The following is a 25,167-nucleotide window of genomic DNA, read 5'->3' as shown; positions in this document are numbered from 1 at the left end:
GCAGGCGCCTACCGGGCGAAGTAGTCGTGCCACACATCAATGCCGAGCTTGACGATCAACGCGGCAACCACGATCAGGAACACCACGCGCACGAAGCGGCTGCCTTGCTTCACGGCCGTCCGGGCGCCGAGATAGCCGCCAGCCATGTTGGACAAGCCCAGGATGAGGCCTAAGCCCCACAGCAGCGATCCGTGAGGCAGGAAGAACAGGAGCGCCCCGGCGTTCGTCGCCATGTTGACGATCTTCGCTTTGGCGCTCGCCTCGAGGAAGGCATAGCCCATGGCGGAAACCAAGGCGATCACGAGGAACGAGCCGGTCCCGGGGCCGATCAGGCCGTCGTAGAATCCGATCACGGCACCTATGGCGCAGGCCACGACGTAGTGCCTGTGGCCGTAGTGGCGCAGGGCGGTCAATTCACCGGCATTGGGCCGCAGTGCCGTGAAAAGCGCGACGGCGATCAGCGCCACGACGATGATGGGTTTGAACACGCTCGCGGGAAGATTGGCGGCAAGGATGGCTCCGCCGAAGCTTCCGGCCAAGGCAATCACCGCCATCGGTATGGCGGTCTTGAGGTCGGGTCCCACGCGCCGGTAGTACGTGGTGGCGCTGGTTGTTGTCCCGAAAATCGAGCCCATCTTGTTGGTGGCCAGCGCCTGGACCGGGCTGATCCCCGGAACCAGGAGCAAGGCGGGGAGCTGGATCAGTCCCCCGCCACCCACCACCGCGTCAACCCAGCCGGCCCCGAATCCAGCCACCACGATCATGATGAGCGTGCCGAGCTGGATCGATTCGAAGCCGGAGATCACTTCTGGCGTACGGCGTTGACCACGTAATCGGCGGCCTTCTCGATAGCCACGTTTTCGGCCTCGCCGCTACGACGGTCCTTGATCTCCACGACGCCGTCCACCAACCCGCGTCCAACCGCCACGATGGTGGGGACGCCCACGAGTTCGGCGTCACCGAACTTCACGCCCGGGGAAACCTTGGGACGGTCGTCGTAAATCACGTCGAGGCCGGCGGCTTCGAGTTCCGCCGAGAGTTTCTCCGCCGCGGCGAAGATTTCCTCGCCGCGTCCGACGGCGACCACGTGGACGTCCGCCGGGGCCACTGAGCGCGGCCAGATCAAGCCACGGTCGTCGTTGTTGGCTTCGGCCAGGGCGGCCACGGCACGTGTCACGCCGACACCGTACGAACCCATCGTGACCACAACCTGCTTGCCGTTCTGGTCAAGGACCTTCAAATCCAAGGCCTCGGCGTACTTGCGGCCGAGTTGGAAGATGTGACCCATTTCGATGCCGCGGGCAGTCTCCAAGGGACCGGAGCCATCCGGGGCTTCGTCTCCCGCGCGAACCTCGGTGCATTCAATGACGCCATCCCAAGAGAAGTCACGGCCGGCTACGAGACCGAAGACGTGCTTGCCGTCTTCGTTCGCTCCGGTGACCCAGCTGGTACCGGAGACAATCCGCGGGTCCACAAGGAAGAGCAACTTGGACGTGCCTTCAAGGCCGAGCACAGCTTCGCCGAGGACCAAGCCGGGGCCCATGTAGCCCTTGACGAGTTCCGGGATTTTCTTGAGGTCTTCCTCATTCGCCGCCTCCAGCCCGATTTCTCCGGCAATCGGAAGGAACGAACCAATGTTGGCTTCGACGCGCTTGAGGTCCACGGCGCGGTCGCCCGGCACCCCGATGACCACAATCTGGCGCACGCCCGTGGGCAGCGTGACGGCGAGGACCACATTCTTGAGCGTGTCGGCGGCAGTCCAGGCTCCGCCGTCGGAATCGCTGCGGGGAGCGAGCTGGTTGGCTGCGGCCACGAGGGTTTCGATGGTGGGCGTGTCCGGAGTGTCCAGGACGCGTGCGGCAGGAGCGTTGCTGAAGTCGATCTCGGCCGGAACCACGGTGGTCACGGCTTCGACGTTGGCCGCATAGCCGCCCGCCGAGCGCACGAACGTGTCCTCGCCGACTTCGGTGGGGTGCAGGAATTCCTCGCTCTTGGATCCACCCATGGCACCGGCTGTTGCGGCCACGGGAATGACCTCGAGTCCGAGGCGCTCGAAGATCTTCAGGTACGCGGCGCGGTGGGCAGCGTAGCTGGCATCCAGGCCGGCGTCGTCCACGTCGAAGGAGTAGGAGTCCTTCATGATGAATTCACGGCCGCGGAGGAGGCCGGCACGGGGACGCGCTTCGTCACGGTACTTGTTTTGGATCTGGTACAGGCTCAGCGGCAGATCCTTGTACGAGGAGTACAGATCCTTGACCAGGAGGGTAAACATCTCCTCGTGCGTGGGGGCGAGCAGGTAGTCGGCGCCCTTACGGTCCTGGAGGCGGAACAGCCCCTCGCCGTATTCGGTCCAACGGTTGGTGGCCTCATAGGGCTCCCTGGGCAGCAATGCGGGGAAATGGACTTCCTGGGCGCCGATGGCGGCCATTTCCTCGCGGATAATCTCCTCGACCTTGCGCAGGACGCTCAATCCCAACGGCAGCCACGTATAGATGCCCGGTGCGGCGCGACGGATGTACCCGGCGCGCACGAGGAGCTTATGGCTGGCGACTTCGGCGTCGACAGGATCTTCACGCAAGGTGCGCAGGAACAGCTGGGAGAGGCGAATGACCACGGGTCAGAATCCGTTTCTATGGCAAGAGCTGGCAAAAACTACTGTGTACCAATCTACCGGCTTCGAGCTGAGCAACCTGCCGCTCGCCGGCTCCTTCCCGGACACATACCCACCGCTGGCCCACAATGCAGATGAGCCACGCCACCCTTGCCTTCCAAGGCAACGGCCGCTCCGAACCTATGGCTAGCACACTTTTCAAGGACTTGCCCACAGCAGTTTCGTTGACCCCGGCCGGTGACAGGTCTAGCTTTTATTCATCACCTGATGAATAAGTAACTTCGGAGGCCACGATGTCCCACAGCGCAGCAGTGAGCACCGCCCTAAGTATGACCACGGCAGTCAAGGCAGTGGGCCTGCATGTCTCGCGCGGCCGCAAGAAGATCCTGCGCGGCTTGGACTTCGCCATCGAGCCGGGCCGCATCACGGGACTGCTCGGACCTTCCGGAAGCGGCAAGACAACCCTCATGCGCAGCATCGTCGGTGTCCAACGCCTCACTGCCGGCACCATCGAGGTGTTGGGCCGCCCAGCCGGCACCCCGTCATTGCGGCACGACGTCGGATACGTCACCCAGGCGCCAAGCGTCTACGCGGACCTCAGCGTCGAGGCGAACGTCAGATATTTCGGAGCCATGCACGGCGCGACGGCGGCGGATACCGCTGAGGCGATTGCCGCCGTCGGGCTCGAAGCACTGGTAAGGCGGAAGACAGCCGATCTGTCCGGAGGAGAATTCAGCAGAGTTTCCTTGGCCTGTGCACTCGTCGCGCATCCGTCACTGCTGATCCTCGACGAACCGACAGTGGGCTTGGACCCGGTGTTGCGTGCCGAGCTGTGGGAACGGTTTGCCGCCTTGGCGGAATCAGGCACCACACTGCTGGTATCCAGCCACGTCATGGAAGAAGCCTCACACTGCTCTTCCCTGCTCCTGCTCCGCGGCGGATTGCTGCTAGCGCAGCTCAGCCCGGAGGAACTCAGCGAGCGTGGAAAGAGCCACGATCTGGAACGGGCGTTCCTGCACATCATTCAAGAAACGGACGATGCTCCGACCCACCGGGGCGTAAGTGAAAGCCAGGTGGCGTCATGAACCCAAGGATGATGCTTGCCACAACCAGAAGGGTGCTGGATCAACTGCGGCACGACCACCGCAGCGTCGCCTTGATCCTGGTTGTTCCCGCGCTGCTGCTCACCGCCGTGTACTTCCTTTACGAAAACGAGACCTTGCCTCCTGGACTCCCCCGTACCTTCGATCGCGTGGGACTCCAGATGCTGGCCATCTTCCCGTTCGTTGTGATGTTCCTGGTCACGTCCATCACGATGTTGCGGGAAAGAACATCCGGAACGTTGGAGCGGCTCCTGACAACGCCCATCCACAAGGCCGATCTGCTGTTCGGCTATGGACTCGCTTTCTCCCTCATGGCTGCCCTGCAATCCCTTGTAGCGACCGCAGTGGCCTACTGGATCTTCCATTTGGATATCAAGGGCGATCCAGGGTACGTGGTGATGATCGCCGTCATCAATGCAGTCCTCGGAGTGGCGCTGGGTCTGTTTTGCTCGGCCTTCGCACAGACCGAATTCCAAGCGGTCCAGTTCATGCCCGTGGTGGTGGTGCCGCAAATCCTGTTGTGCGGACTCTTCGTCTCCCGGGAACACATGAACGGCTTCCTGGAGAGCATCTCCAACGTGCTGCCGCTGACATATTCGGTTGATGCCCTCCAGCAGATCGCTGGAAACGCGGAAGCGACGCAGGCCATGTGGCAGGACGCGGGCATCATGGCGGCAATTGTGGTGGGAGTTTTGGTCCTGGCCTCGTTCACCCTCCGACGGCGGACCTCATGAGCGGCCCCTTGCCTCCCCTCCGGCGGGGACGCCGAAGCGGCGGAGGCGATTCCCGCGAACTCATCCTGGCGACAGCCCGCCGGCTCTTCGCTGAGCATGGTTTCGACGGAACCAGCCTGCGGCAAGTGGCCCGCGAAGCGGAGGTGGACCCGGCCATGGTCCACCACTTCTTCAAGAACAAGGACGAGCTCTTCGCCCACTGCATCGAGCTTCCGGCCGATCCCGAGCAAGTGCTTGCCGGCGTCGAGTCCTTGGCTCCCGCGCAACGCTCGGAAGCAATCGTCCGTGCCGTGTTGCGCTTGTGGGAAAGCCCGGCCCAGCACGGGCTCGTGGCGTTCGTCAGGGGAACAATCGGCTCAAAGGCCAAGACCGCTCTGCTGCGGGAAATGGTTTCCAGGACCATACTGTCCAGAATCACAGCGGGTCTCCCCGGAACCCCCGCGGAAGCGAGGATGCGCGGCAACCTGATCGCCAGCCAGATAGTAGGGCTCATGCTCATGCGCTACGTGGTCCGGCTGGAACCTTTGGCCTCGGCGTCCCCGGACGAGGTGGTCCGGCTCGTCGCCCCAAACGTCCAGCATTACCTCACGGGTGAACTCACCTTCCCCAACTAGCTCGCATTTGTTGTCGTTTTGAGCCGTCAAAACGACAACAAATGCGAGCTAGTTGGGCGGGTCAGTACAGGACGGTCGCGAACGTTCCGAGGCGCCGGAATCCGACGCGCTCATAAGTGGCGCGAGCCCTGGTGTTGTACTCATTGACGTACAGGCTCGTGACCGGGGCGAACCGCTGAGCCAACACCACTACTCCCGCCATATACCCGGCGCTGAGTCCTTGACCGCGGAACTCGGGATTCATCCAGACCCCTTGGACCTGGGTGGCCTGCGCCGTGACCGCCCCGAGTTCGGCTTTGAACTTCACGGTGCCGCCAGCCTCGATGTGCACCAAGGAGTGGCCCTGCCGGATGAGCCCGGCAACCCGGCGGCTGTAGAAGTCTTCGCTTCCGAGAAAGGGCGAATAACCCACTTCTTCCTCGAACATGGCTGCACATGCGGGCAGGATGCGGTCGAAGTCCGCGATGTCTCCGAAGCCGAGTTGCGGATTAGCCTCGACAGCAGGTGGACCCGACATGGCCAGAAGGGGCTGGTCGGCACGTACCTCGTGGGCGAAATGACCCAGTTGCTCCAACCGCGAATGGAGTGCCAGCACGGCCTCCGCGGGCCCGAAGATCGAGGCGTAGCGGCGGCCTGCCCGGTGTGCAACGGCCGCCACCCGGGGAGCCAGTTCCGGGTCCAGCTGCACCGGAACCAGATTGGCACCAGCCCAGCAGGCACCCACCAAGCTGTCGCCGTCGAAGACTCCAAAGATGCTCGCACCACCGGAAGTGGGCGCTGCGCTCCCGGACGAGTCAAGGTGCGCCAAGATAAAGACGTTCGCTACCGGGTCTTCCATCGCGAGCGCGCGTAGCTCCGTGGTATCGGCAGCGCCGAGCACACGGACGGTGACACCGTCCAGTCCGGCGCCAGTCTCGTTACGAGACGCTAACCACGGGGCTACCCTTGACAGCATCTTCGCCATCGGCCTCCCCCATCTCTTCAGCGATACGCATGGCCTCTTCAATCAGTGTCTCAACAATCTGGCTCTCAGGAACAGTCTTGATGACTTCGCCCTTCACGAAGATCTGTCCCTTGCCGTTTCCGGAGGCCACGCCGAGATCGGCTTCACGTGCCTCACCCGGGCCGTTCACGACGCAACCCATGACGGCGACGCGCAGCGGAATCTCCATGCCTTCAAGCCCGGCTGTCACCTGCTCGGCGAGCGTATAGACGTCTACCTGGGCGCGGCCGCACGAAGGGCAGGAGACGATTTCCAGCTTGCGCGGGCGTAGGTTGAGGGACTGCAGGATCTGGTTTCCGACCTTGATTTCCTCAACGGGCGGCGCGGAGAGGGACACGCGGATGGTGTCTCCAATGCCCCGGGAGAGCAGTGCACCGAAGGCCGTGGCGGACTTGATGGTGCCCTGGAATGCGGGTCCGGCCTCAGTAACGCCAAGATGCAGGGGCCAGTCGCCCTTTTCGGCAAGCATCTCGTAGGCCGCCACCATGATGACGGGGTCGTTGTGCTTGACGGAGATCTTGAAGTCATGGAAGCCGTGTTCTTCGAACAGGGAGGCCTCCCAGACAGCGGACTCTACGAGGGCTTCCGGCGTGGCCTTGCCGTACTTCTTCAAAATGCCGGGCTCAAGGGATCCAGCGTTGATGCCGATCCTGATGGAGGTGCCGTGGTCCTTGGCGGCCTTGGCGATTTCCTTCACTTGATCGTCGAACTTGCGGATGTTGCCCGGGTTAACACGCACCGCGGCGCAGCCTGCCTCGATCGCGGCGAAGACGTACTTGGGCTGGAAGTGAATGTCGGCGATCACGGGGATCTGGGACTTCCGGGCGATGATCGGCAGTGCCTCGGCATCATCCGCGGAAGGGCACGCAACACGGACGATGTCACAGCCGGACGCCGTCAGTTCCGCAATCTGCTGCAGGGTGGCGTTGATGTCCGTGGTGGGGGTGGTGGTCATCGATTGCACGCTGATGGGCGAATCGGATCCGACGCCTACCGAACCCACCTTGATCTGGCGGGTCTTGCGGCGGGGCGCCAGAACGGGGGGCGGGGCTGACGGCATTCCCAGGCTGACCGAGGTCACGTGGACTCCTTGGATTGAAATGGGTAGATCATATGGCTGGGGTCCGTGCCCCGGCCGGCGATGCTGCTAGGAAGCGTGGGCGGAAAGCACTCCGATAATAGGGTTCCACTCCGACGTCCGGATGCCTGCAATCCCTCGCGCTGTGGCGAACGGGTCCTCCTTCAGCGTGGCGTTGAGCTCGGACTCATCGGCGGCCTTAAGCAGCAGCAGCGCCCCTGCACCGTCGGTATAAGGGCCGCTTGCCAGCAAAGTCCCCTGCTCGGCAAGGCCGGCGAGCCAAGCACGGTGAGCAGGGCGGTTCGCGTCGCGCACCGCGGCGGACTCGACGTCGTACACGTACTCAACAGCGAAAACAGTCATATGGATAGCCTATCCCCCCAATTCGGGGGCCGGCCCAATCGGGAGCGTCCAGCGCACCTGCAGGATCAGACCGATCAGCCGAAGAGGTTGACGGGCTTGACGATGTCCGCGTAGATCAGCAGGGCGCTCATGGCCATGAGCAGGGTGGCGACGACGTACGTGAGTGGCAGGAGCTTGGCGATGTCAAAGGCTCCCGGGTCCGGCTTGTGGAAGAGCTTGGCGATGCGACGCCGGGCTCCCTCGTAAAGCGCGCCCGCGACGTGTCCGCCGTCGAGCGGCAACAGTGGAATCAGGTTGAAGATGGCGAGGGCGAAGTTCAAGCCCGCAAGAAGCCCGACGAGGGCGGCGACTCGCGATTGCAGTGGAACCTGTTCCATGGCCGCAACTTCACCGGCCACCCGGCCGACGCCCACCACGCTGATGGGGCCGTTGGGATCGCGCGGCCCGGAGCCGAAGGCCGCTTGCGCCACGCCGACTACCCTTGCGGGCAGGTTGAGGATGACTCCGGCGATTTGCTTGATGTTGTCGCCTGCCATCGGAAGAACGCTCGACGCCGGTTGGGGCACCATGGCGGTCTGGGCGCCGATGCCGAGGAATCCGACTTCCTCATAAAGCGGTTTGCCGTCCGCGCCCTTGGCCTGCTGGCCGTTGTCACCAATGACGGGACGAGCGGAAAGGACCGGGGTTACTTCGGTGGTAATGCTCTTGCCGTTACGCTCCACCGTAATTTGGACCGCCTTACCGGCGGAAGCCCGGATCCAGCTGCTCATGTCGGCCCAGCTCGTCACCTGCTTGCCATCGAAGCTGGTGACGACGTCATTGGGCTGGAGCTTGGCGGCTGCCGCCGGGGTCAGCTGGCAGTTCGGCGAGTTGGGGTCAACGGTTTCTCCGGCGTTGACCTGGCACTTGGACACATCAGCAATGGTGGTGGTGGGGGTGGACACGCCGAAGCCCATGAGCAGCACCGCGGTCAGAACGAGGCCGATGAGCAAGTTCATGGCCGGGCCGCCGAGCATGATGATGATCTTCTTCCAGACCGGGAGCCTGTAGAAGACCCTGTTTTCGTCGCCAGGGCCCACGTCCTCATGTGCCGCGGACCGGGCCTCGGTGGCAAGGGTCTGGAACATCCCGGTGCTGGAAGGCCGGACACTGCCATCTTCCTTGTTGGGCGGGTACATGCCGATCATGGCAACATAGCCGCCCAGCGGGATGGCCTTGAATCCGTATTCGGTCTCGCCTTTCCGGGTGGACCAGAGGGTGGGGCCGAAACCGATCATGTACTTCGTCACGCGCACTTTGAACAGCTTGGCGGGCAAAAGGTGTCCCACCTCGTGCAGCGCGATGGAGACGGCCACGCCGATCGCGACGAAGACGACTCCGAGAATGAACAGAATAACGGGATTCATGCCTTAAGTACTGCTTCCTAGAGGGTGCTGTTGGCTAAACGATCGTGGGTGCGTGTGCGTGCCCACCTCTCAGCATCCAATACCGAGTCCACTGTCAGCTCCAAGGATCCTGAATGTTCGCTGAGGACGGACTCGACGGTGTCCACGATGTCCGTGAACCGGATTCTGCCTGCGTGGAAGGCCTCCACCGCTTCCTCGTTGGCAGCGTTGAAGACCGCCGGATAGGTACTTCCTTGTTTCGCGGCGTACTTGGCCAGTTCCACTGCAGGGAAGGCGAGCGAGTCGAGAGGCTCGAACGTCCAACTGGTGGCTTGGGTCCAGTCGCAGGCCTTGGCGGCGCCAGGCACGCGGTCCGGCCATCCCAATCCGAGGGCAATGGGCAGCCGCATGTCGGGCGGAGATGCTTGGGCGATGATGGAGCCATCGACGAACTCCACCATCGAATGCACGACGGATTGCGGATGCACCACGACGTCGATCCTGTCCAAGGGCACGTCGAAGAGCAGGTGCGCTTCGATGACTTCCAGGCCCTTGTTGACCAGGCTGGCCGAGTTGGTAGTGACCATGAGGCCCATATCCCAGGTGGGGTGGGCCAGCGCCTCATCCGGGGTGACGTCGCGAAGTTGCTCGCGGCTGCGGCCGCGGAACGGGCCGCCGGAAGCCGTCAGAATGAGTTTTTCAACCTCGTTGTCGGTTCCGGCGCGGAGGCATTGGGCAATGGCCGAGTGCTCGGAATCGACGGGCACGATCTGGTCAACAGCCGCCGCGGCCTTCACCAGCGCGCCGCCCACGATCAGGGATTCCTTGTTCGCGAGGGCGAGGATAGCGCCGGACTTGAGGGCTGCGAGGGTCGGCGCCAGCCCAATGGATCCTGTGATGCCATTGAGCACGACGTCGGCTTCAATCGCAGCGATCTTGGTAGACGCATCCGGCCCGCTGATAATCGCCGGATCGTAGTTCCTGAGTCCGGCGGCTGAGGCGGCGGCGGCAATGAGTTTCTGGAGTTCGTGGGCTTCACCGTACGCGATTCCGACAGCCTGGGCCCTGGTATGGACGGCCTGCCGTGCGATGAGTTCCAGGTTGCCGCCTCCCGCGCTCAGCGCCACTACCTCGAACAGGTGGGGAGCGGCGTCGACGACGTCAATCGCCTGTGTGCCAATGGAACCAGTGGACCCGAGGAGAATGATCTTGCGCGGCTGCATTGCTTAAGTATCCCGCACGCTAGGCGTAGCGTTGGTTTGTGGACTGGGTCTCGTGGTTCGAGGCGCCGGATTATGAGTTCGCCCGGCAGGTGCTCCAGCGTGGCACGGCTGCGCTGTATTTCATCGCATTCCTGTCCAGTCTCAACCAGTTTCCGGCGCTCCTCGGCGAGCATGGGCTGCTGCCGGTGCCGAGGTACGTGGACGGTCAAAGGATCTTGCGCCGGCCCAGCCTGTTCCGCTGGAAATACTCGGACGCTTTGCTCCGCGCAGTGTGCGCCGCCGGACTTGCCGTGTCCTTGGCGCTCGTGGCCGGGCTGCCGCAGCTTGGGCCGCCGTGGCTTCCCCTGACCGCGTTCCTGGCTTTGTGGCTGCTCTACATGTCGATCGTCAACGTCGGCCAGACCTTCTACGGTTTCGGCTGGGAGATGCTGCTGCTGGAGATGGGTTTCACGGTTGCCTTCCTCGGTTCGGAACAGACTCCCCCACCCAAGACCATCCTCGTGCTACTGGTGTGGCTACTGTTCAGGCTGGAGTTCGGCGCGGGAATGATCAAGATCCACGGCGGCAGCGAATGGCGTGATTTAACCGCCCTGTACTACCACCACGAAACGCAGCCCATGCCCGGGCCGTTGAGCCGCCTGGCGCATCTCCTGCCCAAACCTCTTCATCGCTTGGAAGTTCTCGGCAACCACTTCGCCCAGCTCGTGGTGCCGTTCTTCCTCTTCGCCCCGCAGCCGCTCGCCAGCATTGCCGCGGGGATTGTCGTCTTCACGCAGCTCTGGCTTGTGGGGAGCGGGAACTTCGCCTGGCTCAACTGGTCAGCGATCATCCTTGCTTTCGCTGCCGTGAGCGACCCCGTGGCCCACGCCGTGCTGCCGTTCATCCCGCTTCAGCGCAACCCGGCTGCCACCGCGGTTCCGCAAACCCCGGTCTGGTGGCTCGCCGTCGTCCTTGCGGTAACAGTGCTCCTCTTGGTACTCAGCTATTGGCCCATCCGCAATCTTCTCTCGCGGACGCAGCTCATGAACGCCAGCTTCAACCGATGGCAACTGGTGAACACGTACGGGGCGTTCGGGACGGTGACGCGGCACCGGGTGGAAATCGTGGTGGAAGGCACCCAGGCCGACGTTCCCGTCGACGAGGCCGATTGGCGCGAATATGGCTTCAAGGGCAAGCCCGGCGACGTCCGCCGGCTGCCCCGCCAATGGGCGCCGTACCACCTGCGCCTCGACTGGCTGATGTGGTTCCTGCCTTTGCGCACGGTGCACGAGGAGTGGTTTTACGCGTTCCTGGGCAAACTGCTCGACGCCGATCCGCCCACCTTGCGCCTGTTGCGGCGAGACCCGTTCGACGGCGCGCGTCCGCGCTGGGTGCGCGCGCGCAGCTTCCTGTATCGCTTCGCGACGAGGGCCGAGTTCCGCGAAACGGGTCAGCGCTGGATCCGGATGGAGCTCTACGAGGTCATCGCCCCGTTGTCGCTGCCGAAGTCACGGCGGCACGACCACTAGTTTCCGGCAGACAGCCCTTCAGGAAATCCGGGCCCTGCGCAGCGTGGACTCGGCGTGTTTGAGGATGGGTCCGTCCACCATTTTGCCCTTGTACTGGAACACCCCGGTCCCGGCCGAAGCCGCAGCGTCAAGCAACTCGCGCGCCTCGGCGACAGCCCCGGGAGATGGAGCGTAGGCTTCGCGGACAACGGCAACCTGGTTCGGGTGGATGCAGGCCTTGGCACCGAATCCGCTGGCCACGGCGTCCGCGGATTCCACGCCCAGTCCGGCAAGGTCGGGAATATCGACGTAGACCGAGTCGATGGCTTCCTTGCCCGCGGCTTTGGCGGCCAGCAGCACGGTAGAGCGGGAGTGCGTCGCAACGGCACGGTAGCCGCCGTCGGCCTTGCGGCTGGAGGTGCCACCCATGGAAGCAATAAGGTCCTCCGCACCCCACATGAGCCCGACGACGTTGGGAGCCTGGGCGATTTCGCTCGCATTGATGATCCCTTTGGCCGTCTCGCACAAGGCGATGACGTGGTACCCCTCGAGTGCTTTCAGCTGTTCGCCGGTCTCGGCCTTGGCCAGCATGACGGTCCGGTAAGGGGTGTGCGCGAGGCAGTGCATGTCCTTCTCGAAGTCCGGGGTGCCCGCCGGGTTGACGCGGACAATCGTGCGGCTCGGATCAAGCTCGGCCGTCTCGCCACCGGAGCCAAGCTGGGCCAGGATCGCCCCCCGGGCCCTTTTCTTATCCCCGGGCGCAACGGCGTCCTCCAAGTCGATGATGACGGCGTCGGAACGCTCGGCGGCCTTTTGAAACCGTTCCGGGCGGTCGGCGGGGCAGAACAGCAAAGCGGGGCCCATCGTGAAGGTCATATATTGATTGTCCCCTGTTGCGCCTCCAGATGCGCGGTCCGGGTCCACATGAGACATGCCCTCGTCGCCAGCGCCACCACCGTACCGCCTTGGTTGCGGCCTGTGTGCTGCATGGTCACGACCCCCTGCCCGGGACGCGACGACGACGCCCGCTTCCCGGTGACGACAGTCTCCGTGTAGAGGGTGTCACCGTGGTAAAGCGGGTGCGGGAACGAAACGTCCGTCAAGCCCAGCTGGGCAATGATGGTGCCCTGCGTCAACTGCGTGACGGACTGTCCCACCATCGTGGACAACGTGAACATCGAGTTCATGAGCCGCTGCCCAAACGGCTGGGTGGCACTCCACGCCGCGTCCAGGTGCAGGGCCTGGGTGTTCATGGTCAGCGTGGTGAACAGGACGTTGTCCGTTTCCGTCACGGTCCGCCCGGGCCGGTGGGCATAGACCACGTCTTCTTCGAGTTCCTCGAAGTAGAGGCCCCTCTGTTCAATAACACGGCGCTCAGGGACACGGGGCTCAGGGGCGCCGGTCATACGGTCAGCTCCTGGTCCTCTTCGAAAAGCTCGACGCCGGTCGCCGCCGCAACGTCTTCCGCGGAGACATTCGGTGCCAACTCGCGCAGCACAAGCCGCGATTCCCCGCCTTCGGAGACGACGTCGATCACAGCGAGGTCGGTGATGATCCTGTCCACGCAGCCCTTTCCCGTCAGGGGCAAGGAGCATTCCTTGACGATCTTGGGCTTCCCGTTGCGGTCCACGTGCTCCATCATCACAATCACTCGCTTGGCACCGAAGACAAGGTCCATGGCACCGCCCATGCCCTTGACCATCTTCCCCGGAACCATCCAATTGGCAAGGTCCCCGTTGGCCGCAACCTCCATGGCGCCCAGCACTGCGACGTCCACGTGGCCGCCACGGATCATGCCGAATGAGGTTGCGGAGTCGAAGAACGCGGCGCCCGCGTTGACGGTGACCGTTTCCTTGCCGGCGTTGATCAGATCAGGGTCCACAGCATCCTCCGCCGGGTACGGGCCCACCCCGAGGATGCCGTTCTCGGAATGCAGGATCACCTCGACCCCGTCAGGGATGTAGTTGGGAATGAGGGTGGGCATGCCGATCCCGAGGTTGACGTATTGTCCGTTGCTGAGTTCGCGGGCCACCCGGGCGGCAAGTTCGTTGCGCGTCCAGCCTTTGCCCTCGTGGTGTTCGACGTCGGCCCGGCGGTATTCGTGCCGGACCGCCTCGGGGCGCGGAGGTACGTCCTGCGTGCTGGTGGAATCCATGGCTAAGCTCCTGCCTGCTCGGTCAAAGCGACGGTCCGCTTCTCGATGCGCTTCTCGGTGTCCGGCGAAAGCACAACCCGTTGAACGAAGATGCCCGGAGTGTGGATGTGTTGTGGATCCAGTTCGCCGGGTTCCACGAGCTCTTCCACCTCGGCGATGGTGATCCGGGCCGCCATGGCACACAACGGATTGAAGTTCATGGCCGTCGCATGGAACACGAGGTTGCCGTGCCGGTCGCCCTTCCAGGCGTGGACCAGCCCGAAGTCGGGTGTCAGGGATTCCTCGAGGACATAGTCAGCCCCATTGAAGGTGCGCACTTCTTTAGGTGAGGACGCGATCGCCACGTTGCCGTCGGCGTCGTACTTCTGTGGAAGTCCGCCTTCCGAAACTTGTGTCCCGACCCCGGCAGCCGTGAAGAACGCGGGGATACCGGCGCCGCCGGCGCGCAGTTTCTCGGCCAGAGTGCCTTGCGGAGTGAGCACCACCTCGAGCTCGCCGGCAAGGTATTGCCGCGCGAACTCCTTGTTTTCACCGACGTAGGAGCTAATGGTCCGGCGGATGCGTCCGTCCCGGAGCAGGATGCCCAGGCCCCAGTCGTCCACGCCGCAGTTGTTGCTGACCGTTTCAAGGTCCGTGGTGCCTTGATCGTGCAGCGCGTCGATGAGCGCCACCGGGATACCGCACAAGCCAAAACCGCCCACGGCGAGCGATGCGCCGTCGTGGATGTCCTTCACCGCTTCCGCGGCGCTGGCAACAACTTTGTCTATCATCGTTTACCTTCCCTGACGGTTAAAGGCCCAGCTCGCGGGCGATGAGCATCAACTGGACCTCGGTGGTGCCTTCCCCGACTTCCAGGATCTTGGAGTCGCGGTAATGGCGTGCCACCGTGAATTCGTTGATGAAGCCATAGCCACCAAACACCTGGGTAGCGTCCCGTGCGTTGTCCATGGCTGCCTCGCCTGCGACCATCTTAGCGATGGCCGCTTCGGTCTTGAACGGCCGGCCGGCAAGCATCCTCGCGGCCGCGTCGTAGTAGGCCAGCCGTGCGGTGTGGGCCCGAGCCTGCATGCGGGCGATCTTGAACTGGATGGCCTGGTATTTGCCGATGTTCTTCCCGAAGGCCATGCGTTCCTTGGCATATTTCACGGACAAATCGACGCAACCCTGGGCTGCACCGGTGGCGAGCGCGGCGATGGCGATGCGGCCTTCGTCCAAGATGGACAGAAAATTGGCGTACCCCCGTCCACGGACACCGAGCAGGTTCTCTTCGGGCACGCGGACGTTGTTCAACGTCAGAGGGTGGGTATCGGAGGCGTTCCAGCCCACCTTGTTATAGGCCTTCTCTGCAGTGAAACCGGGCGTGTCGGTAGGGACCAGGATGGTGGAGATTTCTTTCTTGGTGCTCCCGTCTTTGCGTTCGTGCTGCCCGGTCACGGCGGTGACGGTGACGAGCCGGGTAATGTCGGTTCCGGAGTTGGTGATGAACTCCTTGTTGCCGTTGATGACCCAGTTTTTTGCGTCTCCGACGCCCTCAAGGTGGGCGTTGGTCTTGGTGCCGCCTGCGTCCGAACCCGCTTCCGGTTCGGTCAGCCCGAAGCCTGCGAGCGCCTCGGCCGAGGTCAGCTGCGGCAGCCAGTGTTCCTTCTGCTCCTGGGTGCCGAAGCGATACACCGGCATGGCGCCGAGCGAGACGCCCGCTTCCAGGGTGATGGCCACCGATTGGTCCACCCTGCCCAGCTGCTCCAGTGCGAGGGCGAGCGCGAAGTAGTCCCCGCCCATGCCGCCGAACTCTTCAGGGAATGGCAAGCCGAAAAGGCCCATCTCCCCCATCTGCTTGACCACTTCGTAGGGGAAGCTGTGTTCCTCGTCGTGCTTGGTGGACACAGGGGCAACTACCTCGTCGGCGAATTCCCGGACGGAATCGCTCAGGTCCTGGTATTCCTCATTGAGTTCAAAACTTGGCATGGCTAGGCTTCCTCGTCTTTCTGGTTATCTGCTGTAACTTCAGGGGCCGGTTCCCCCGGCGCTTCCGGGGTTGCGTCCGTGGTGGATTCCGGAGCCACGTGGATGGTGGCGAGGACTTGGTCTGCCTTGACGAGGTCCCCGGTTTTGCTGCTGAGGTGCACCATGCCGGAGACGGAGGCCACCAGTTGGTGTTCCATCTTCATCGCTTCCACCGAGAGGAGGACCTGGCCTGCGTCGACATGATCCCCGTTATGCACGGAAACGGAGACGACGGTTCCCGGCATGGGAGACCGGACTTCCGGGTCCGCTGCGCCTTCTTCCCGCTGGATGCCCGCGAGGATGCGTTGGAGCCTGGCCTCGCGGTCCAGGATTTCCAGGCGGCAGGACCAGCCGTCGCTGCCGAGCCAGAGCTCGCGTGTTCCACCCACCGTAGATGGCGAGCCGTGCGCAAAACGGTGCTCGACGCCGTCGAGCACCAGCACCGCCTCTCCCCCAGACCCCTGCCGCATGGCGGTTGAGTGCTCGACGCCGTTATCCACGCGCGCGGTGAAGCCCGGCCCGTTAGCGGTCAGCCCCACAACCGCCAGGCCGCCGTCGGGACGTGCGATGGTGGTCTTCCACGGCGCGGGGGCGCCCAAGCGCCAGCCATCGGGGGTGTTCCACGGTGCTGTCGTTCCGGCAGCTACCGTCGTGGCCCGGCTAAGAAGGGCCGCGGCGATCAGCTCGGCGTCGGTCACGTTGCGGAAGTCCAGGGCCTCGAGCTTGCGCTCGATCAAGCCGGTGTCGAGGCGCCCGGCGCGGACGTCGTCGTCGTTGATCAGGAGCCGCAGGTATTCAACGTTCGTGTGCACGCCCAGCAGCGTGTAGTCCCCCAGCGCGTGGTCAAGGGTGTCCAACGCGGCTTTGCGGTCCGGGCCCCAGGCAATGACCTTTGCGAGCATGGGATCGTAGTCGCCGGTGACGGACAGACCCGAAAGCATGGCGGAGTCGACGCGCAGGTGCGGATCGTTGCTTGCCCGTTCCCGGAGCGTCACGATTTCGCCGATGGATGGCAGGAAGCCGCGTTCGGGCACCTCAGCGTAGACGCGCGCCTCCACCGCGTGCCCGTCAAGCACGACGTCGGCCTGCGCCACCGTGAGGACCTCACCTGCGGCGATGCGCACCTGCCATTCGACAAGATCGACGCCCGTCACCATTTCGGTGACGGGGTGCTCCACTTGGAGTCGGGTGTTCATCTCCATGAAGAAGAAGTGCTCCGGGTCCTGGTCCGAAACAAGGAACTCGACTGTGCCCGCACCGCTGTACTTGACACTTCGGGCAGCCTGGCAAGCGGCCTCGCCGATCCGGGCCCGGACCTCGGCACCGTGCGCCAGTGACTCCAGCAAGGGCGACGGTGCTTCCTCGATGACTTTCTGGTGGCGGCGCTGCAGGGAGCATTCGCGCTCGCCGAGGTGGATGACGTTGCCGTGGTTGTCGGCGAGGACCTGGACCTCGATATGCCGGGGCGATTGGATGAGCCTTTCCAGGAACAGGGTGTCATCACCGAACGCACTCGCGGCGACGCGCCGGGCCGTCAATAGGGTGGCCGCCATATCCTCGAGCCGCTCCACGATATGCATCCCTTTGCCGCCGCCACCGGCCGAGGGCTTGATCAGGAGGGGGAAGCCGACGCCGGGCGCTGCCTCGATCAGTGCCTCGTCGCTCAAGCCCGGTTCGGCGATGCCCGGAACGCACGGAACGCCATAGGACATGACGTGGTTCTTGGAACGGATCTTGTCGCCCATGATCTCGATGGCATCAATGCCGGGGCCGATGAACGCGATACCGGCTGCGTCCAGCGCCTTGGCGAACTCCACGTTCTCGGCGAGGAATCCGTAGCCCGGGTGGACGGCTTGGGCGCCGCTTTGCAGGCATGCCTCGATGATGGCGTCTATCCGCAGGTAGCTGTCCGCCGCCGCGGCTGTGCCGATCCGGACGGCAGTGTCTGCTTCGCGCACGTGGCGCGCTCCGGCGTCGGCGTCTGAATACACCGCTACGGAGCGGATCCCCATGGCCTTGAGCGTGCGGATGACGCGGCAGGCGATCTCGCCGCGGTTGGCGACGAGCACGGTATTGAAAGAGGTGATTGTCATGGGGTCACATCCGGAAGAGGCCGAAGGAGGTTTCCGGCAGGGGTTGGCGGGACACAGTATCGAGGGCCATGCCCAGGACACGCCGGGTGTCGGCCGGGTCGATGATCCCGTCGTCCCACAGCCGGGCGGTGGAGTAGTAGGGGCTGCCCTGGTCCTCGTATTGCTGTTTGATGGGGGCCTTGAAGGCTTCCTCGGCCTCGGCGGACCATTCCTCGCCGCGGGCCTCGTATTGGTCCCGTTTGACGGTGGCCAGCACACTGGAGGCCTGGTTCCCGCCCATCACCGAAATCCGGCTGGCCGGCCACATCCACAAGAAGCGCGGCGAATAGGCCCGCCCGCACATCGAGTAGTTTCCGGCGCCGAAGGAACCGCCGATCACCACGGTCAGCTTCGGCACCCGGGCAGTAGCCACAGCGGTGACCATCTTGGCGCCGTTCTTGGCGATGCCACCGTGTTCGTAGTCCTTGCCCACCATGAAACCGGAAAGGTTCTGCAGGAAGACCAACGGGATGCCGCGCTGGTCGCACAGCTCGATGAAGTGCGCGCCCTTGAGCGCGGACTCGCTGAACAGCACCCCGTTGTTGGCCACGATGCCCACCGGGTGGCCGTGCAGCTTCGCGAACCCCGTCACCAAGGTGGTGCCGTAGTTTTTCTTGAACTCATGGAACCTCGAGCCGTCCACGAGCCGGGCGATGACTTCACGGACGTCGTACTGGGCATTGACGTCCGTGGGAACGGCACCATAGATTTCGCCCGGGTCCACCACGGGCTCGACGGCGGTGTCCACCTCCCAGACGGGGGCCGCCGGCTTGGGCAGGGTGGAGACGATGTCGCGGACGATCTGCAGGGCATGCTCGTCGTTCTCGGCCAGATGGTCCGTCACACCCGAAATCCTTGAGTGGACATCGCCACCGCCAAGCTCCTCCGCCGTGACGATCTCACCGATCGCGGCCTTCACCAACGGGGGACCACCCAGGAAAATAGTCCCCTGGTTCCGGACAATCACCGTCTCATCACTCATCGCCGGCACATAGGCACCCCCGGCGGTGCAGGAGCCCATCACCGAGGCAATCTGCGGGATCTTCGCCGCGGACATCTTCGCCTGGTTGAAGAAGATCCGGCCAAAGTGCTCCTTGTCCGGGAACACCTCGTCCTGCTTCGGCAGGAACGCACCCCCGGAATCCACCAGGTAGACGCACGGCAGCTTATTCTCCAAGGCGATTTCCTGCGCCCGGAGGTGCTTCTTCACCGTCATCGGGTAATACGTCCCACCCTTGACCGTGGCGTCATTGGAGACCACCATCACCTGACGGCCGTGCACCAAACCGATCCCCGCAATGATCCCGGCGCCGGGCGAATCATCGTTGTACATCCCATTGGCCGCCAACGGCGCAATCTCCAAAAAGGGGCTTCCCTCGTCCAACAAGTAATTGATGCGCTCCCGCGGCAACAACTTCCCCCGCGCAACATGCCGCTCCCGCGACTTCTCCGGACCACCCAGAGCCGCCACGGAAAGCCGCTTCTTCAACTCTTGCACCAGGGACAGCTGCGCCTCCGCGTTGGCCGCGAACTGATCGCTGCTGGTATCCAGCTGGCTGACGAGTGTCTCCATCGACTGCGTCCCATCCCGGCCCATGGCCATCTCAGTTAGTACCGCATAACTGGAATTTAGGTTAGTCTCTATTAACTGTGTTGTCCATCACCTCGGCACCGGACTTGGCTCGGTACCCGACGTGGAATTGGACGCTTGCAAAGAGGAGGAATTGTGGCCACCTTCCCGGGGAGCCCCAAGCAGGACAGCCAGGCGCCGACCCAAAGAAGCCAGGCCAAGGAAACACGGCGCAAAGCGCTTCTCGCCGCCGCGGCCGGACTGTTCGCTGCAGATGGCTTCAACCGGGTGTCGCTGGAGGACCTGGGTGCCGCAGCAGGAGTCAGCGGCCCGGCCGTGTACCGGCACTTCCCCGGGAAACAGGCCGTTCTCGCCGAGCTGCTGTTGAGCGTCAGCCGCAATCTGCTCGACGGCGGCCACACCGTAGTGTCCGAAGCCTCCGACGCCCAGTCCGCATTGCGCGGACTCGTGGAATTCCATGTTGACTTCGCCCTCAGCAATCCCGATGTCATCCGGGTCCAGGACCGCGACTTCAGCAACCTGAGCGCCTCCGACCAAGCCGAAGTCCGCACCCTCCAGCGCAACTACGTGGAACTGTGGGTGGGCGTGCTTGGCGAACTTCATCCAGACACCGATCCCGGAGAGCTACGGGTCCGGGCCCACGCTGCCTTCGGCTTGATCAACTCGACCCCCCACTCGGTCCGGCATCACGGGCGCCGCATGGCGGTCAAAAGCGCCAGGCCCATCCTCGAACGTATGGCTCTCGCAGCCCTCACGGCTGACTAGAGGCCCGACTGACTCGCAGTTGTTGTCGTTTTGAGGGCTCAAAACGACAACAAGTGCGAGTTAGTCGGGTGTGGGACTAGATCATGGTTATGACTGCTGCCGGGTCAGACAGAATCGCGCCCAGGTCGGCCAGGAATTTCGAGCCTTGTTCGCCGTCCACCAGCCGGTGGTCGAAAGCCAGGCTGAGCGACATCACTTGGCGCACCGCGAGTTCGTCGTTGTGCACCCAGGGAGCTTTGCGCACCGATCCCAGTGCCACGATGGCAGCCTCGCCCGGGTTCAGGATGGGGGTTCCGGCGTCGATCCCGAAGACACCGATGTTCGTGATCGAGATGGTCCCGCCCGCCAGATCCGCCGGAGAGGTCCTGCCGGAACGCGCCGTGTCCGTGAGCTCGGACAGCGCCGTGGAAAGCTCCAGCAGCGTCATCTTGTCCGCATCCTTGATGTTCGGAACCGTCAGGCCCCGCGGCGTGGCTGCCGCGATGCCCAGGTTCACGTAGTTGAACTGCACGATCTCCTGTGCTGCTTCGTCCCATCGGGAGTTCAGGCTCGGGTTCCTGCGCAGGGCAATCAGGACTGCCTTGGCCGCGAGCGTCAACGGCGTCAGCTTGTAACCGGCGAACTCCCGGCTGGTCTTCAGCCTCGCCAGGAGCTCCATGGTTGGCGTGACATCGACAGTCAGGAACTCCGTCACATGCGGCGCCGTGAACGCGCTCTGCACCATGGCTGCGGCCGTGAACTTGCGGACTCCCTTGATGGGAGTACGGGTCTCGCGTTCACCGGGCACGCCCGCGTAGACCGGGGCGGGCGCGGGGGTGACCACAGACACAGAGACTTGCCTCTGGTCCACAGCGGCGAACTCCTGGACATCGGAACGGGTGATGAGCCCTCCCGGTCCGGTCCCCTTGACCATCTCAAGGTCAATTCCGAGGTCCCTTGCCAGTTTGCGGACCGGAGGCGTGGATCGCGGACGTTCCTGTTCGGCCGTCGGCTCGCTTGGAACAGCCACTGGCGCCTGGACAGGCTGCTCGGCGAGCGCTTCGTTCACGGGCTCGTATTCGGTAACGCCTCCGTCAAAGTTCCGTTGGCGCCGGGCCGGGCGTCCGGACTTTTCGACGACGGCTCCGTAACCCACCAGGTTTGGCTCACGCTTGGCCAAGGCCCCTTCGGAGTCGGACGCCCCGGGAGTACCGGCATCGGAACCGGAATCACCGGAAGGTGAGGCACCGGCGTCGTCGACTTCAAAGGAAACGATTGGCTTGCCGACCTCGACCACCGAACCGGCTTGTTCGTGTAAGGCCGCAACGGTCCCGGCGAAGGGTGAGGGCAACTCCACCACGGCCTTGGCCGTCTCGACCTCGGCAATGACCTGATTCAAGGTCACAGTATCCCCCACCGCAACCTTCCAGCTCAGAATTTCCGACTCTGTGAGTCCTTCGCCGAGGTCAGGAAGCCTGAATTCCTTGATCATGGTGGCGCTCATCCTTCCAGGCCGCTCAGGGAGTTGCCGCGGCCAAGAGCCCGGTCCACGCCGTCAAGAATCCTGTCCAGATCCGGCAGATGGTGCATTTCGAGCTTTGAGTACGGGTACGGAATGTCGAATCCGGTGATCCGGACCGGCGCCGATTCAAGGTAGTTGAAGCAGCGTTCGGTGATGCTGGCGGCGATTTCCGCTCCAAGACCGCCTGACTGTGCAGCCTCATGGGTGATGACCAGCCTGCCGGTCTTACGCACGGAGGCTTCCACTACAGGGAAGTCGATCGGCGCCAGGGAGCGCAGGTCGATAACCTCCACGGAGATGCCTTCATCGGCGGCAGCCATGGCGGCGTCGCCCGCGGTTTTCACGAGCGGGCCGTAAGTCACCAGCGTGACATCGCTTCCGGTGGTGACCACCCTGGCCTTTTCCATGGGAAGTGCCGTCAAGAGATCCGCGGTCTCATCCACTTCACCCTTGTCGTGGTAACGGCGCTTGGGCTCGAAATACAGCACGGGATCGTCCGAGGCGATGGCTTGCTGGATCATGGTGTAGGCGTCCTGCGGATTGGAGACGCTGATGACGCGCAATCCCGAGGTGTGGGTGAAGTAGGCCTCCGGCGATTCGGAGTGATGCTCCGGTGAACCGATTCCGCCGCCGAAAGGAACGCGGATGGTGATCGGCATCTTGACGCGGCCCTGGGTCCGGTAGTGCATCTTCGCAACCTGGCTGACGATCTGGTCGAACGCCGGGTAGATGAAGCCGTCGAATTGGATTTCGCACACCGGACGGTAACCACGGTAGGCCAGGCCGACGGCGGTCCCGATGATCGCGGATTCGGCCAAGGGAGTGTCAACGACGCGGTGTTTCCCGAAGTCCTTCTGGAGGCCGTCGGTCACGCGGAAAACGCCACCGAGTGAGCCAATGTCTTCACCCATGAGGACAACTTTGGGATCGTTTTCGAGGGACTTGCGCAGGCCGGCGTTGATGGCGCGGGCGAATGTCAGCTTGCTCATCAGAGTGCCCCTTCCTGGGTGGATCCGCTGAAGTTTTCCAGATATCGGGAGTAGTGGTCCTTCTGGCGTTCGATCCAGGAATTGGGCGTGCTGTAGACGTGGTTGAAAAGGTCCAGCGGGGCAGGATCCGGCATGTTGATGACACCTGTCCGCAGCTCCCTGGCCACCTCGTCGGCTTTGGCCTGGGTCTTGGCCTCGACCTCTTCCGTCAGCAGGCCTTTGCTGCGAAGGAGCGTCTTGAGGCGGACAATCGGATCCTTGGCCGCCCAGTCTTCAAGCTCGTTGGCGTCGCGGTAGCGGGTGGGATCGTCCGCCGTCGTGTGCGGGCCCATCCGATAGGTCACCGCTTCAATGAAGGTGGGCCCGCCGCCCTTGCGCGCCCGGTCCAGTGCAATGCGGGTGACCGCCAAAACGGCCAGAACGTCGTTTCCGTCGACGCGCATGCTGGGGATTCCAAAGCCCGAGGCACGATCGGCGATCTGGATGTGGGACTGGATCCGGACGGGTTCGGAGATGGCCCAGTGGTTGTTCTGGCAAATGAACACCACGGGCACTTGGAAGCTTGCGGCGAAGACCATCGCCTCGTTGACGTCGCCCTCGCTCGTGGCGCCATCACCGAAGTACGCAACCGCAACGGAGTCGGCGCCATCATGCTGGATGCCCATCGCGTAGCCGGTCGCGTGCAATGACTGCGAGCCGATGATGATTTGCTGGGTGGCGATGTTGTGGCGGTACGGGTCCCAGCCGGAGGAAGCGTTACCGCGCCAGGCACGGACCAGGTCCGTGACCTCGACACCGCGGCAATAGGCCACGCCGTTGTCCCGATAGCTGGGGAAGACGAAGTCGTCATCCCGGAGGGCCCTGCCCGAACCGATCTGCGATGCTTCCTGGCCCAGCAGTGGCGGCCACAGGGCCAACTCCCCCTGACGCTGCAAGGCCGTGGCCTCGGCGTCGATGCGACGGATGACCGTCATGTCCTCATACAGCGAGCACAGTTGCTCGTCGGTGACATCGCTGACCCAGAGATCAAACTCCGGGTGGCTGATGCGTTCCCCCTCGGGGGAAATCAGTTGGACCAGGTTCCCGCCGGTCCGACGAGGGTTTCCTGCACTGATTCCGGGATTCGGAGCCTTGTAGGCGTCCTGGCCGGCTTCGTCCGTCAACACAGTTGATCGCACCTTTCAGCTCGTGCTCGCAGGCCGGGGGTGGACTTGTGATCCAGCCGTGGGCCAGCACCCGGGCGTCGTCGCCTGGATTAATTGTGACCCTACTCACAATGCTCATTGGGTACAACCACCATCGAAAATTCTGCGCATTCTGCCCTATCTGGCAACCTCCTACCGTGCTAACGTTGCGCATTATGCAAGCTTTGGATGGCACTGACACTCGTCTGCTTTCGGCCATGGCGAAGGACCCCCGCGGCACCGTGGTGGCCTTGGCACAGAAGCTGGGACTATCGCGAAATACGGTTCAGGCCCGGATGGCCCAGCTGGAGAAGAAACATGCGTTCCTCTCCTTCGAACGGCGTATCAACCCGGCCGCCCTCGGCTACCCGCTCATGGCGTTCATCTCCGTGCATGTGCAACAGCAAAAGCTCGGGCAGTTGGTTGCAGACCTCGCTGAAATCCCGGAAATCCTGGAGGGCTACGGGCTGACCGGATCGGCTGACCTCCTGCTGCGAGTGGTAGCGCTCGACGCCGAGGATCTGTTCCGTGTCAACGGCAAAATCCTTGCGTGCGATGGAGTGGAACGGACCGACACCGCCATGTCGATGGGTGAATTGATTCCCTTCCGGGTGCAACCGCTGTTGAACAGGAGTACCAAGAAGGCAATGGCTTGACGCCATCCGTCGTCCGTCCCGATCTGACGCCGACGCCGACGCCGTTGCCGAAAAAAAATTCGCGCCCTCCCACCCATCCACTTCCCCTCCTGGTCCGAATATCTGTTTGAGAGCCCCGTCCGGGGTTTCAAACACAGGCCGGATGCAAATCCGGCCATACCGGAAGGTTTGGACCATGCGCACTTCGCCCAACCGCCTGATCGCCACCGTCTTTGGAGCGGTCTACCTGCTCGTGGGTGTCATTGGATTCTTCGTCACCTCGGGAATCGGATTCTTCGCTACCGAGGGTGCCAATCTGATCATCTTTGCGGTAAATCCCCTGCACAACATCATCCACCTCGCCATCGGCGCAGCTTTGCTGTATGCCGGCATGAACAGCGCCACCCTGTCCAAGGCCGTGAACTCGACCGTGGGCGGCGTCTACCTGCTGGTTGGTATCCTCGGGCTGTTCCTCGTCGGCTCGGCCCTGAATATCATTGCCCTTAACGGCGCAGACAACGTGCTGCACCTGGCCAGCGCAGTGGTGCTGCTCGGCGTCGGCCTTTCGCAGGACAAGGTTCCGGCAAACACCGCCAGGGCCCACGTCTAG

General features: G+C 63.4%; 24 protein-coding genes. 7 read left to right on the top strand and 17 right to left on the bottom strand.

The features are described from left to right. Positions 1 to 8 precede the first annotated feature (8 nt). Positions 9 to 806 carry a sulfite exporter TauE/SafE family protein gene (locus tag A3M3_RS0112310; protein ID WP_028266588.1) on the bottom strand — a complete coding sequence of 266 codons (798 nt, stop codon included), beginning with the start codon at positions 804 to 806 and terminating at the stop codon, positions 9 to 11. Then, positions 803 to 2,614: a proline--tRNA ligase gene (locus A3M3_RS0112305; RefSeq protein ID WP_028266587.1), complete on the bottom strand. Its 1,812-nt coding sequence runs from the start codon at positions 2,612 to 2,614 to the stop codon at positions 803 to 805. The genes A3M3_RS0112310 and A3M3_RS0112305 overlap by 4 nt, the downstream gene beginning before the upstream one ends. A 290-nt stretch (positions 2,615 to 2,904) precedes the next feature. Between A3M3_RS0112305 and A3M3_RS0112300 the strand changes: the two genes are divergently transcribed. Genes A3M3_RS0112300 through A3M3_RS0112290 form a run of 3 tightly spaced genes read left to right on the top strand, consistent with a single transcriptional unit; the run spans position 2,905 to position 5,062 of the window. Then, entirely contained in the window at positions 2,905 to 3,696 is a 792-nt protein-coding gene (locus A3M3_RS0112300; RefSeq protein ID WP_081736786.1) for an ABC transporter ATP-binding protein, read from the top strand. A gap of 8 nt (positions 3,697 to 3,704) precedes the next feature. Continuing rightward, on the top strand, positions 3,705 to 4,448 hold the full coding sequence (locus A3M3_RS0112295; RefSeq protein ID WP_035741695.1) for an ABC transporter permease: 744 nt from the start codon (positions 3,705 to 3,707) through the stop codon (positions 4,446 to 4,448). Beyond that, positions 4,445 to 5,062 (top strand): TetR/AcrR family transcriptional regulator, encoded by a 618-nt coding sequence (locus A3M3_RS0112290; protein ID WP_028266584.1) that lies wholly within the window; start codon positions 4,445 to 4,447, stop codon positions 5,060 to 5,062. Before A3M3_RS0112295 ends, A3M3_RS0112290 begins: the two co-directional genes overlap by 4 nt. Positions 5,063 to 5,123: 61 nt before the next feature. Here the strand turns inward: A3M3_RS0112290 and A3M3_RS0112285 are convergent, their stop codons facing one another. From A3M3_RS0112285 to dxr, 5 genes are all read right to left on the bottom strand, one after another. Beyond that, positions 5,124 to 6,017 (bottom strand): GNAT family N-acetyltransferase, encoded by an 894-nt coding sequence (locus A3M3_RS0112285; protein WP_028266583.1) that lies wholly within the window; start codon positions 6,015 to 6,017, stop codon positions 5,124 to 5,126. After that, positions 5,980 to 7,146 carry a flavodoxin-dependent (E)-4-hydroxy-3-methylbut-2-enyl-diphosphate synthase gene (gene ispG / locus A3M3_RS0112280; RefSeq protein ID WP_028266582.1) on the bottom strand — a complete coding sequence of 389 codons (1,167 nt, stop codon included), beginning with the start codon at positions 7,144 to 7,146 and terminating at the stop codon, positions 5,980 to 5,982. Before ispG ends, A3M3_RS0112285 begins: the two co-directional genes overlap by 38 nt. Before the next feature lie 66 nt (positions 7,147 to 7,212). Beyond that, positions 7,213 to 7,506, bottom strand: coding sequence for a YciI family protein (locus tag A3M3_RS0112275; RefSeq protein ID WP_028266581.1), 294 nt, complete (start codon positions 7,504 to 7,506; stop codon positions 7,213 to 7,215). A gap of 74 nt (positions 7,507 to 7,580) precedes the next feature. Then, positions 7,581 to 8,912 (bottom strand): M50 family metallopeptidase, encoded by a 1,332-nt coding sequence (locus A3M3_RS0112270; protein ID WP_028266580.1) that lies wholly within the window; start codon positions 8,910 to 8,912, stop codon positions 7,581 to 7,583. 17 nt (positions 8,913 to 8,929) lie between these two features. Continuing rightward, a complete protein-coding gene (dxr, locus tag A3M3_RS0112265) occupies positions 8,930 to 10,114 on the bottom strand; it encodes a 1-deoxy-D-xylulose-5-phosphate reductoisomerase (RefSeq protein ID WP_028266579.1) in 1,185 nt (394 codons plus the stop codon). Positions 10,115 to 10,152: 38 nt separating this feature from the next. Here dxr and A3M3_RS0112260 point away from each other — a divergent pair, with 38 nt between their 5' ends. After that, positions 10,153 to 11,622 carry a lipase maturation factor family protein gene (locus A3M3_RS0112260; RefSeq protein ID WP_028266578.1) on the top strand — a complete coding sequence of 490 codons (1,470 nt, stop codon included), beginning with the start codon at positions 10,153 to 10,155 and terminating at the stop codon, positions 11,620 to 11,622. Positions 11,623 to 11,640: 18 nt separating this feature from the next. On the opposite strand, the gene A3M3_RS0112255 is transcribed toward A3M3_RS0112260, so the two are convergent. From A3M3_RS0112255 to A3M3_RS0112225, 7 genes are read right to left on the bottom strand one after another with little or no spacing between them, the layout of a single operon-like run. Beyond that, positions 11,641 to 12,477: an HpcH/HpaI aldolase/citrate lyase family protein gene (locus A3M3_RS0112255; RefSeq protein WP_028266577.1), complete on the bottom strand. Its 837-nt coding sequence runs from the start codon at positions 12,475 to 12,477 to the stop codon at positions 11,641 to 11,643. Next, on the bottom strand, positions 12,474 to 13,007 hold the full coding sequence (locus tag A3M3_RS0112250) for a MaoC family dehydratase (protein ID WP_051423147.1): 534 nt from the start codon (positions 13,005 to 13,007) through the stop codon (positions 12,474 to 12,476). Before A3M3_RS0112250 ends, A3M3_RS0112255 begins: the two co-directional genes overlap by 4 nt. Next, positions 13,004 to 13,756 carry a CoA transferase subunit B gene (locus tag A3M3_RS0112245; protein ID WP_028266575.1) on the bottom strand — a complete coding sequence of 251 codons (753 nt, stop codon included), beginning with the start codon at positions 13,754 to 13,756 and terminating at the stop codon, positions 13,004 to 13,006. Before A3M3_RS0112245 ends, A3M3_RS0112250 begins: the two co-directional genes overlap by 4 nt. Positions 13,757 to 13,758: 2 nt before the next feature. Continuing rightward, positions 13,759 to 14,526: a CoA transferase subunit A gene (locus A3M3_RS0112240; RefSeq protein ID WP_028266574.1), complete on the bottom strand. Its 768-nt coding sequence runs from the start codon at positions 14,524 to 14,526 to the stop codon at positions 13,759 to 13,761. Between the two features lie 19 nt (positions 14,527 to 14,545). After that, positions 14,546 to 15,721 (bottom strand): acyl-CoA dehydrogenase family protein, encoded by a 1,176-nt coding sequence (locus A3M3_RS0112235; protein WP_028266573.1) that lies wholly within the window; start codon positions 15,719 to 15,721, stop codon positions 14,546 to 14,548. Between the two features lie 2 nt (positions 15,722 to 15,723). Next, positions 15,724 to 17,853: an acetyl/propionyl/methylcrotonyl-CoA carboxylase subunit alpha gene (locus A3M3_RS24905; protein ID WP_051423146.1), complete on the bottom strand. Its 2,130-nt coding sequence runs from the start codon at positions 17,851 to 17,853 to the stop codon at positions 15,724 to 15,726. Between the two features lie 4 nt (positions 17,854 to 17,857). Further along, a complete protein-coding gene (locus tag A3M3_RS0112225) occupies positions 17,858 to 19,465 on the bottom strand; it encodes a carboxyl transferase domain-containing protein (RefSeq protein ID WP_028266572.1) in 1,608 nt (535 codons plus the stop codon). Between the two features lie 153 nt (positions 19,466 to 19,618). On the opposite strand from A3M3_RS0112225, the gene A3M3_RS0112220 reads away from it, so the two are divergent. Continuing rightward, positions 19,619 to 20,248 (top strand): SACE_7040 family transcriptional regulator, encoded by a 630-nt coding sequence (locus A3M3_RS0112220; RefSeq protein WP_035741691.1) that lies wholly within the window; start codon positions 19,619 to 19,621, stop codon positions 20,246 to 20,248. A gap of 76 nt (positions 20,249 to 20,324) precedes the next feature. Here A3M3_RS0112220 and A3M3_RS0112215 read toward each other — a convergent pair whose 3' ends face one another. From A3M3_RS0112215 to pdhA, 3 genes are read right to left on the bottom strand one after another with little or no spacing between them, the layout of a single operon-like run. After that, positions 20,325 to 21,731 carry a dihydrolipoamide acetyltransferase family protein gene (locus A3M3_RS0112215; RefSeq protein ID WP_028266570.1) on the bottom strand — a complete coding sequence of 469 codons (1,407 nt, stop codon included), beginning with the start codon at positions 21,729 to 21,731 and terminating at the stop codon, positions 20,325 to 20,327. After that, positions 21,728 to 22,738 carry an alpha-ketoacid dehydrogenase subunit beta gene (locus A3M3_RS0112210; protein ID WP_028266569.1) on the bottom strand — a complete coding sequence of 337 codons (1,011 nt, stop codon included), beginning with the start codon at positions 22,736 to 22,738 and terminating at the stop codon, positions 21,728 to 21,730. The genes A3M3_RS0112215 and A3M3_RS0112210 overlap by 4 nt, the downstream gene beginning before the upstream one ends. After that, complete coding sequence (pdhA, locus tag A3M3_RS0112205; RefSeq protein ID WP_028266568.1) at positions 22,738 to 23,904, bottom strand: pyruvate dehydrogenase (acetyl-transferring) E1 component subunit alpha; 1,167 nt, start codon at positions 23,902 to 23,904, stop codon at positions 22,738 to 22,740. Before pdhA ends, A3M3_RS0112210 begins: the two co-directional genes overlap by 1 nt. A 194-nt stretch (positions 23,905 to 24,098) precedes the next feature. Here pdhA and A3M3_RS0112200 point away from each other — a divergent pair, with 194 nt between their 5' ends. After that, positions 24,099 to 24,578, top strand: a complete 480-nt coding sequence (locus A3M3_RS0112200) for an Lrp/AsnC family transcriptional regulator (protein WP_028266567.1) — start codon at positions 24,099 to 24,101, stop codon at positions 24,576 to 24,578. A 175-nt stretch (positions 24,579 to 24,753) separates the two neighbouring features. Further along, positions 24,754 to 25,167 carry a DUF4383 domain-containing protein gene (locus A3M3_RS0112195; RefSeq protein ID WP_028266566.1) on the top strand — a complete coding sequence of 138 codons (414 nt, stop codon included), beginning with the start codon at positions 24,754 to 24,756 and terminating at the stop codon, positions 25,165 to 25,167.

Origin of the sequence: Arthrobacter sp. MA-N2, from assembly GCF_000517125.1 — a bacterium.
GTDB classification, from domain to species: domain Bacteria; phylum Actinomycetota; class Actinomycetes; order Actinomycetales; family Micrococcaceae; genus Arthrobacter; species Arthrobacter methylotrophus.
Note: the sequence above shows the minus strand (reverse complement) of the source record. Positions and strands in the feature narration are given on the sequence as shown.

Bases quoted from the DNA above. Each gene is read 5' to 3' on its own strand.
- A3M3_RS0112290 (WP_028266584.1), top strand. From the start codon at position 4,445: ATGAGCGGCCCCTTGCCTCCCCTCCGGCGGGGACGCCGAAGCGGCGGA.
- A3M3_RS0112255 (WP_028266577.1), bottom strand. From the start codon at position 12,477: ATGACCTTCACGATGGGCCCCGCTTTGCTGTTCTGCCCCGCCGACCGC.
- A3M3_RS0112270 (WP_028266580.1), bottom strand. From the start codon at position 8,912: ATGAATCCCGTTATTCTGTTCATTCTCGGAGTCGTCTTCGTCGCGATC.
- A3M3_RS0112250 (WP_051423147.1), bottom strand. From the start codon at position 13,007: ATGACCGGCGCCCCTGAGCCCCGTGTCCCTGAGCGCCGTGTTATTGAA.
- A3M3_RS0112275 (WP_028266581.1), bottom strand. From the start codon at position 7,506: ATGACTGTTTTCGCTGTTGAGTACGTGTACGACGTCGAGTCCGCCGCG.
- A3M3_RS0112295 (WP_035741695.1), top strand. From the start codon at position 3,705: ATGATGCTTGCCACAACCAGAAGGGTGCTGGATCAACTGCGGCACGAC.
- dxr (WP_028266579.1), bottom strand. From the start codon at position 10,114: ATGCAGCCGCGCAAGATCATTCTCCTCGGGTCCACTGGTTCCATTGGC.
- A3M3_RS0112245 (WP_028266575.1), bottom strand. From the start codon at position 13,756: ATGGATTCCACCAGCACGCAGGACGTACCTCCGCGCCCCGAGGCGGTC.
- A3M3_RS0112235 (WP_028266573.1), bottom strand. From the start codon at position 15,721: ATGCCAAGTTTTGAACTCAATGAGGAATACCAGGACCTGAGCGATTCC.
- A3M3_RS0112300 (WP_081736786.1), top strand. From the start codon at position 2,905: ATGTCCCACAGCGCAGCAGTGAGCACCGCCCTAAGTATGACCACGGCA.
- A3M3_RS0112285 (WP_028266583.1), bottom strand. From the start codon at position 6,017: ATGCTGTCAAGGGTAGCCCCGTGGTTAGCGTCTCGTAACGAGACTGGC.
- A3M3_RS0112195 (WP_028266566.1), top strand. From the start codon at position 24,754: ATGCGCACTTCGCCCAACCGCCTGATCGCCACCGTCTTTGGAGCGGTC.
- A3M3_RS0112210 (WP_028266569.1), bottom strand. From the start codon at position 22,738: ATGAGCAAGCTGACATTCGCCCGCGCCATCAACGCCGGCCTGCGCAAG.
- A3M3_RS0112215 (WP_028266570.1), bottom strand. From the start codon at position 21,731: ATGAGCGCCACCATGATCAAGGAATTCAGGCTTCCTGACCTCGGCGAA.
- A3M3_RS0112200 (WP_028266567.1), top strand. From the start codon at position 24,099: ATGCAAGCTTTGGATGGCACTGACACTCGTCTGCTTTCGGCCATGGCG.
- A3M3_RS0112225 (WP_028266572.1), bottom strand. From the start codon at position 19,465: ATGGAGACACTCGTCAGCCAGCTGGATACCAGCAGCGATCAGTTCGCG.
- A3M3_RS0112240 (WP_028266574.1), bottom strand. From the start codon at position 14,526: ATGATAGACAAAGTTGTTGCCAGCGCCGCGGAAGCGGTGAAGGACATC.
- A3M3_RS24905 (WP_051423146.1), bottom strand. From the start codon at position 17,853: ATGACAATCACCTCTTTCAATACCGTGCTCGTCGCCAACCGCGGCGAG.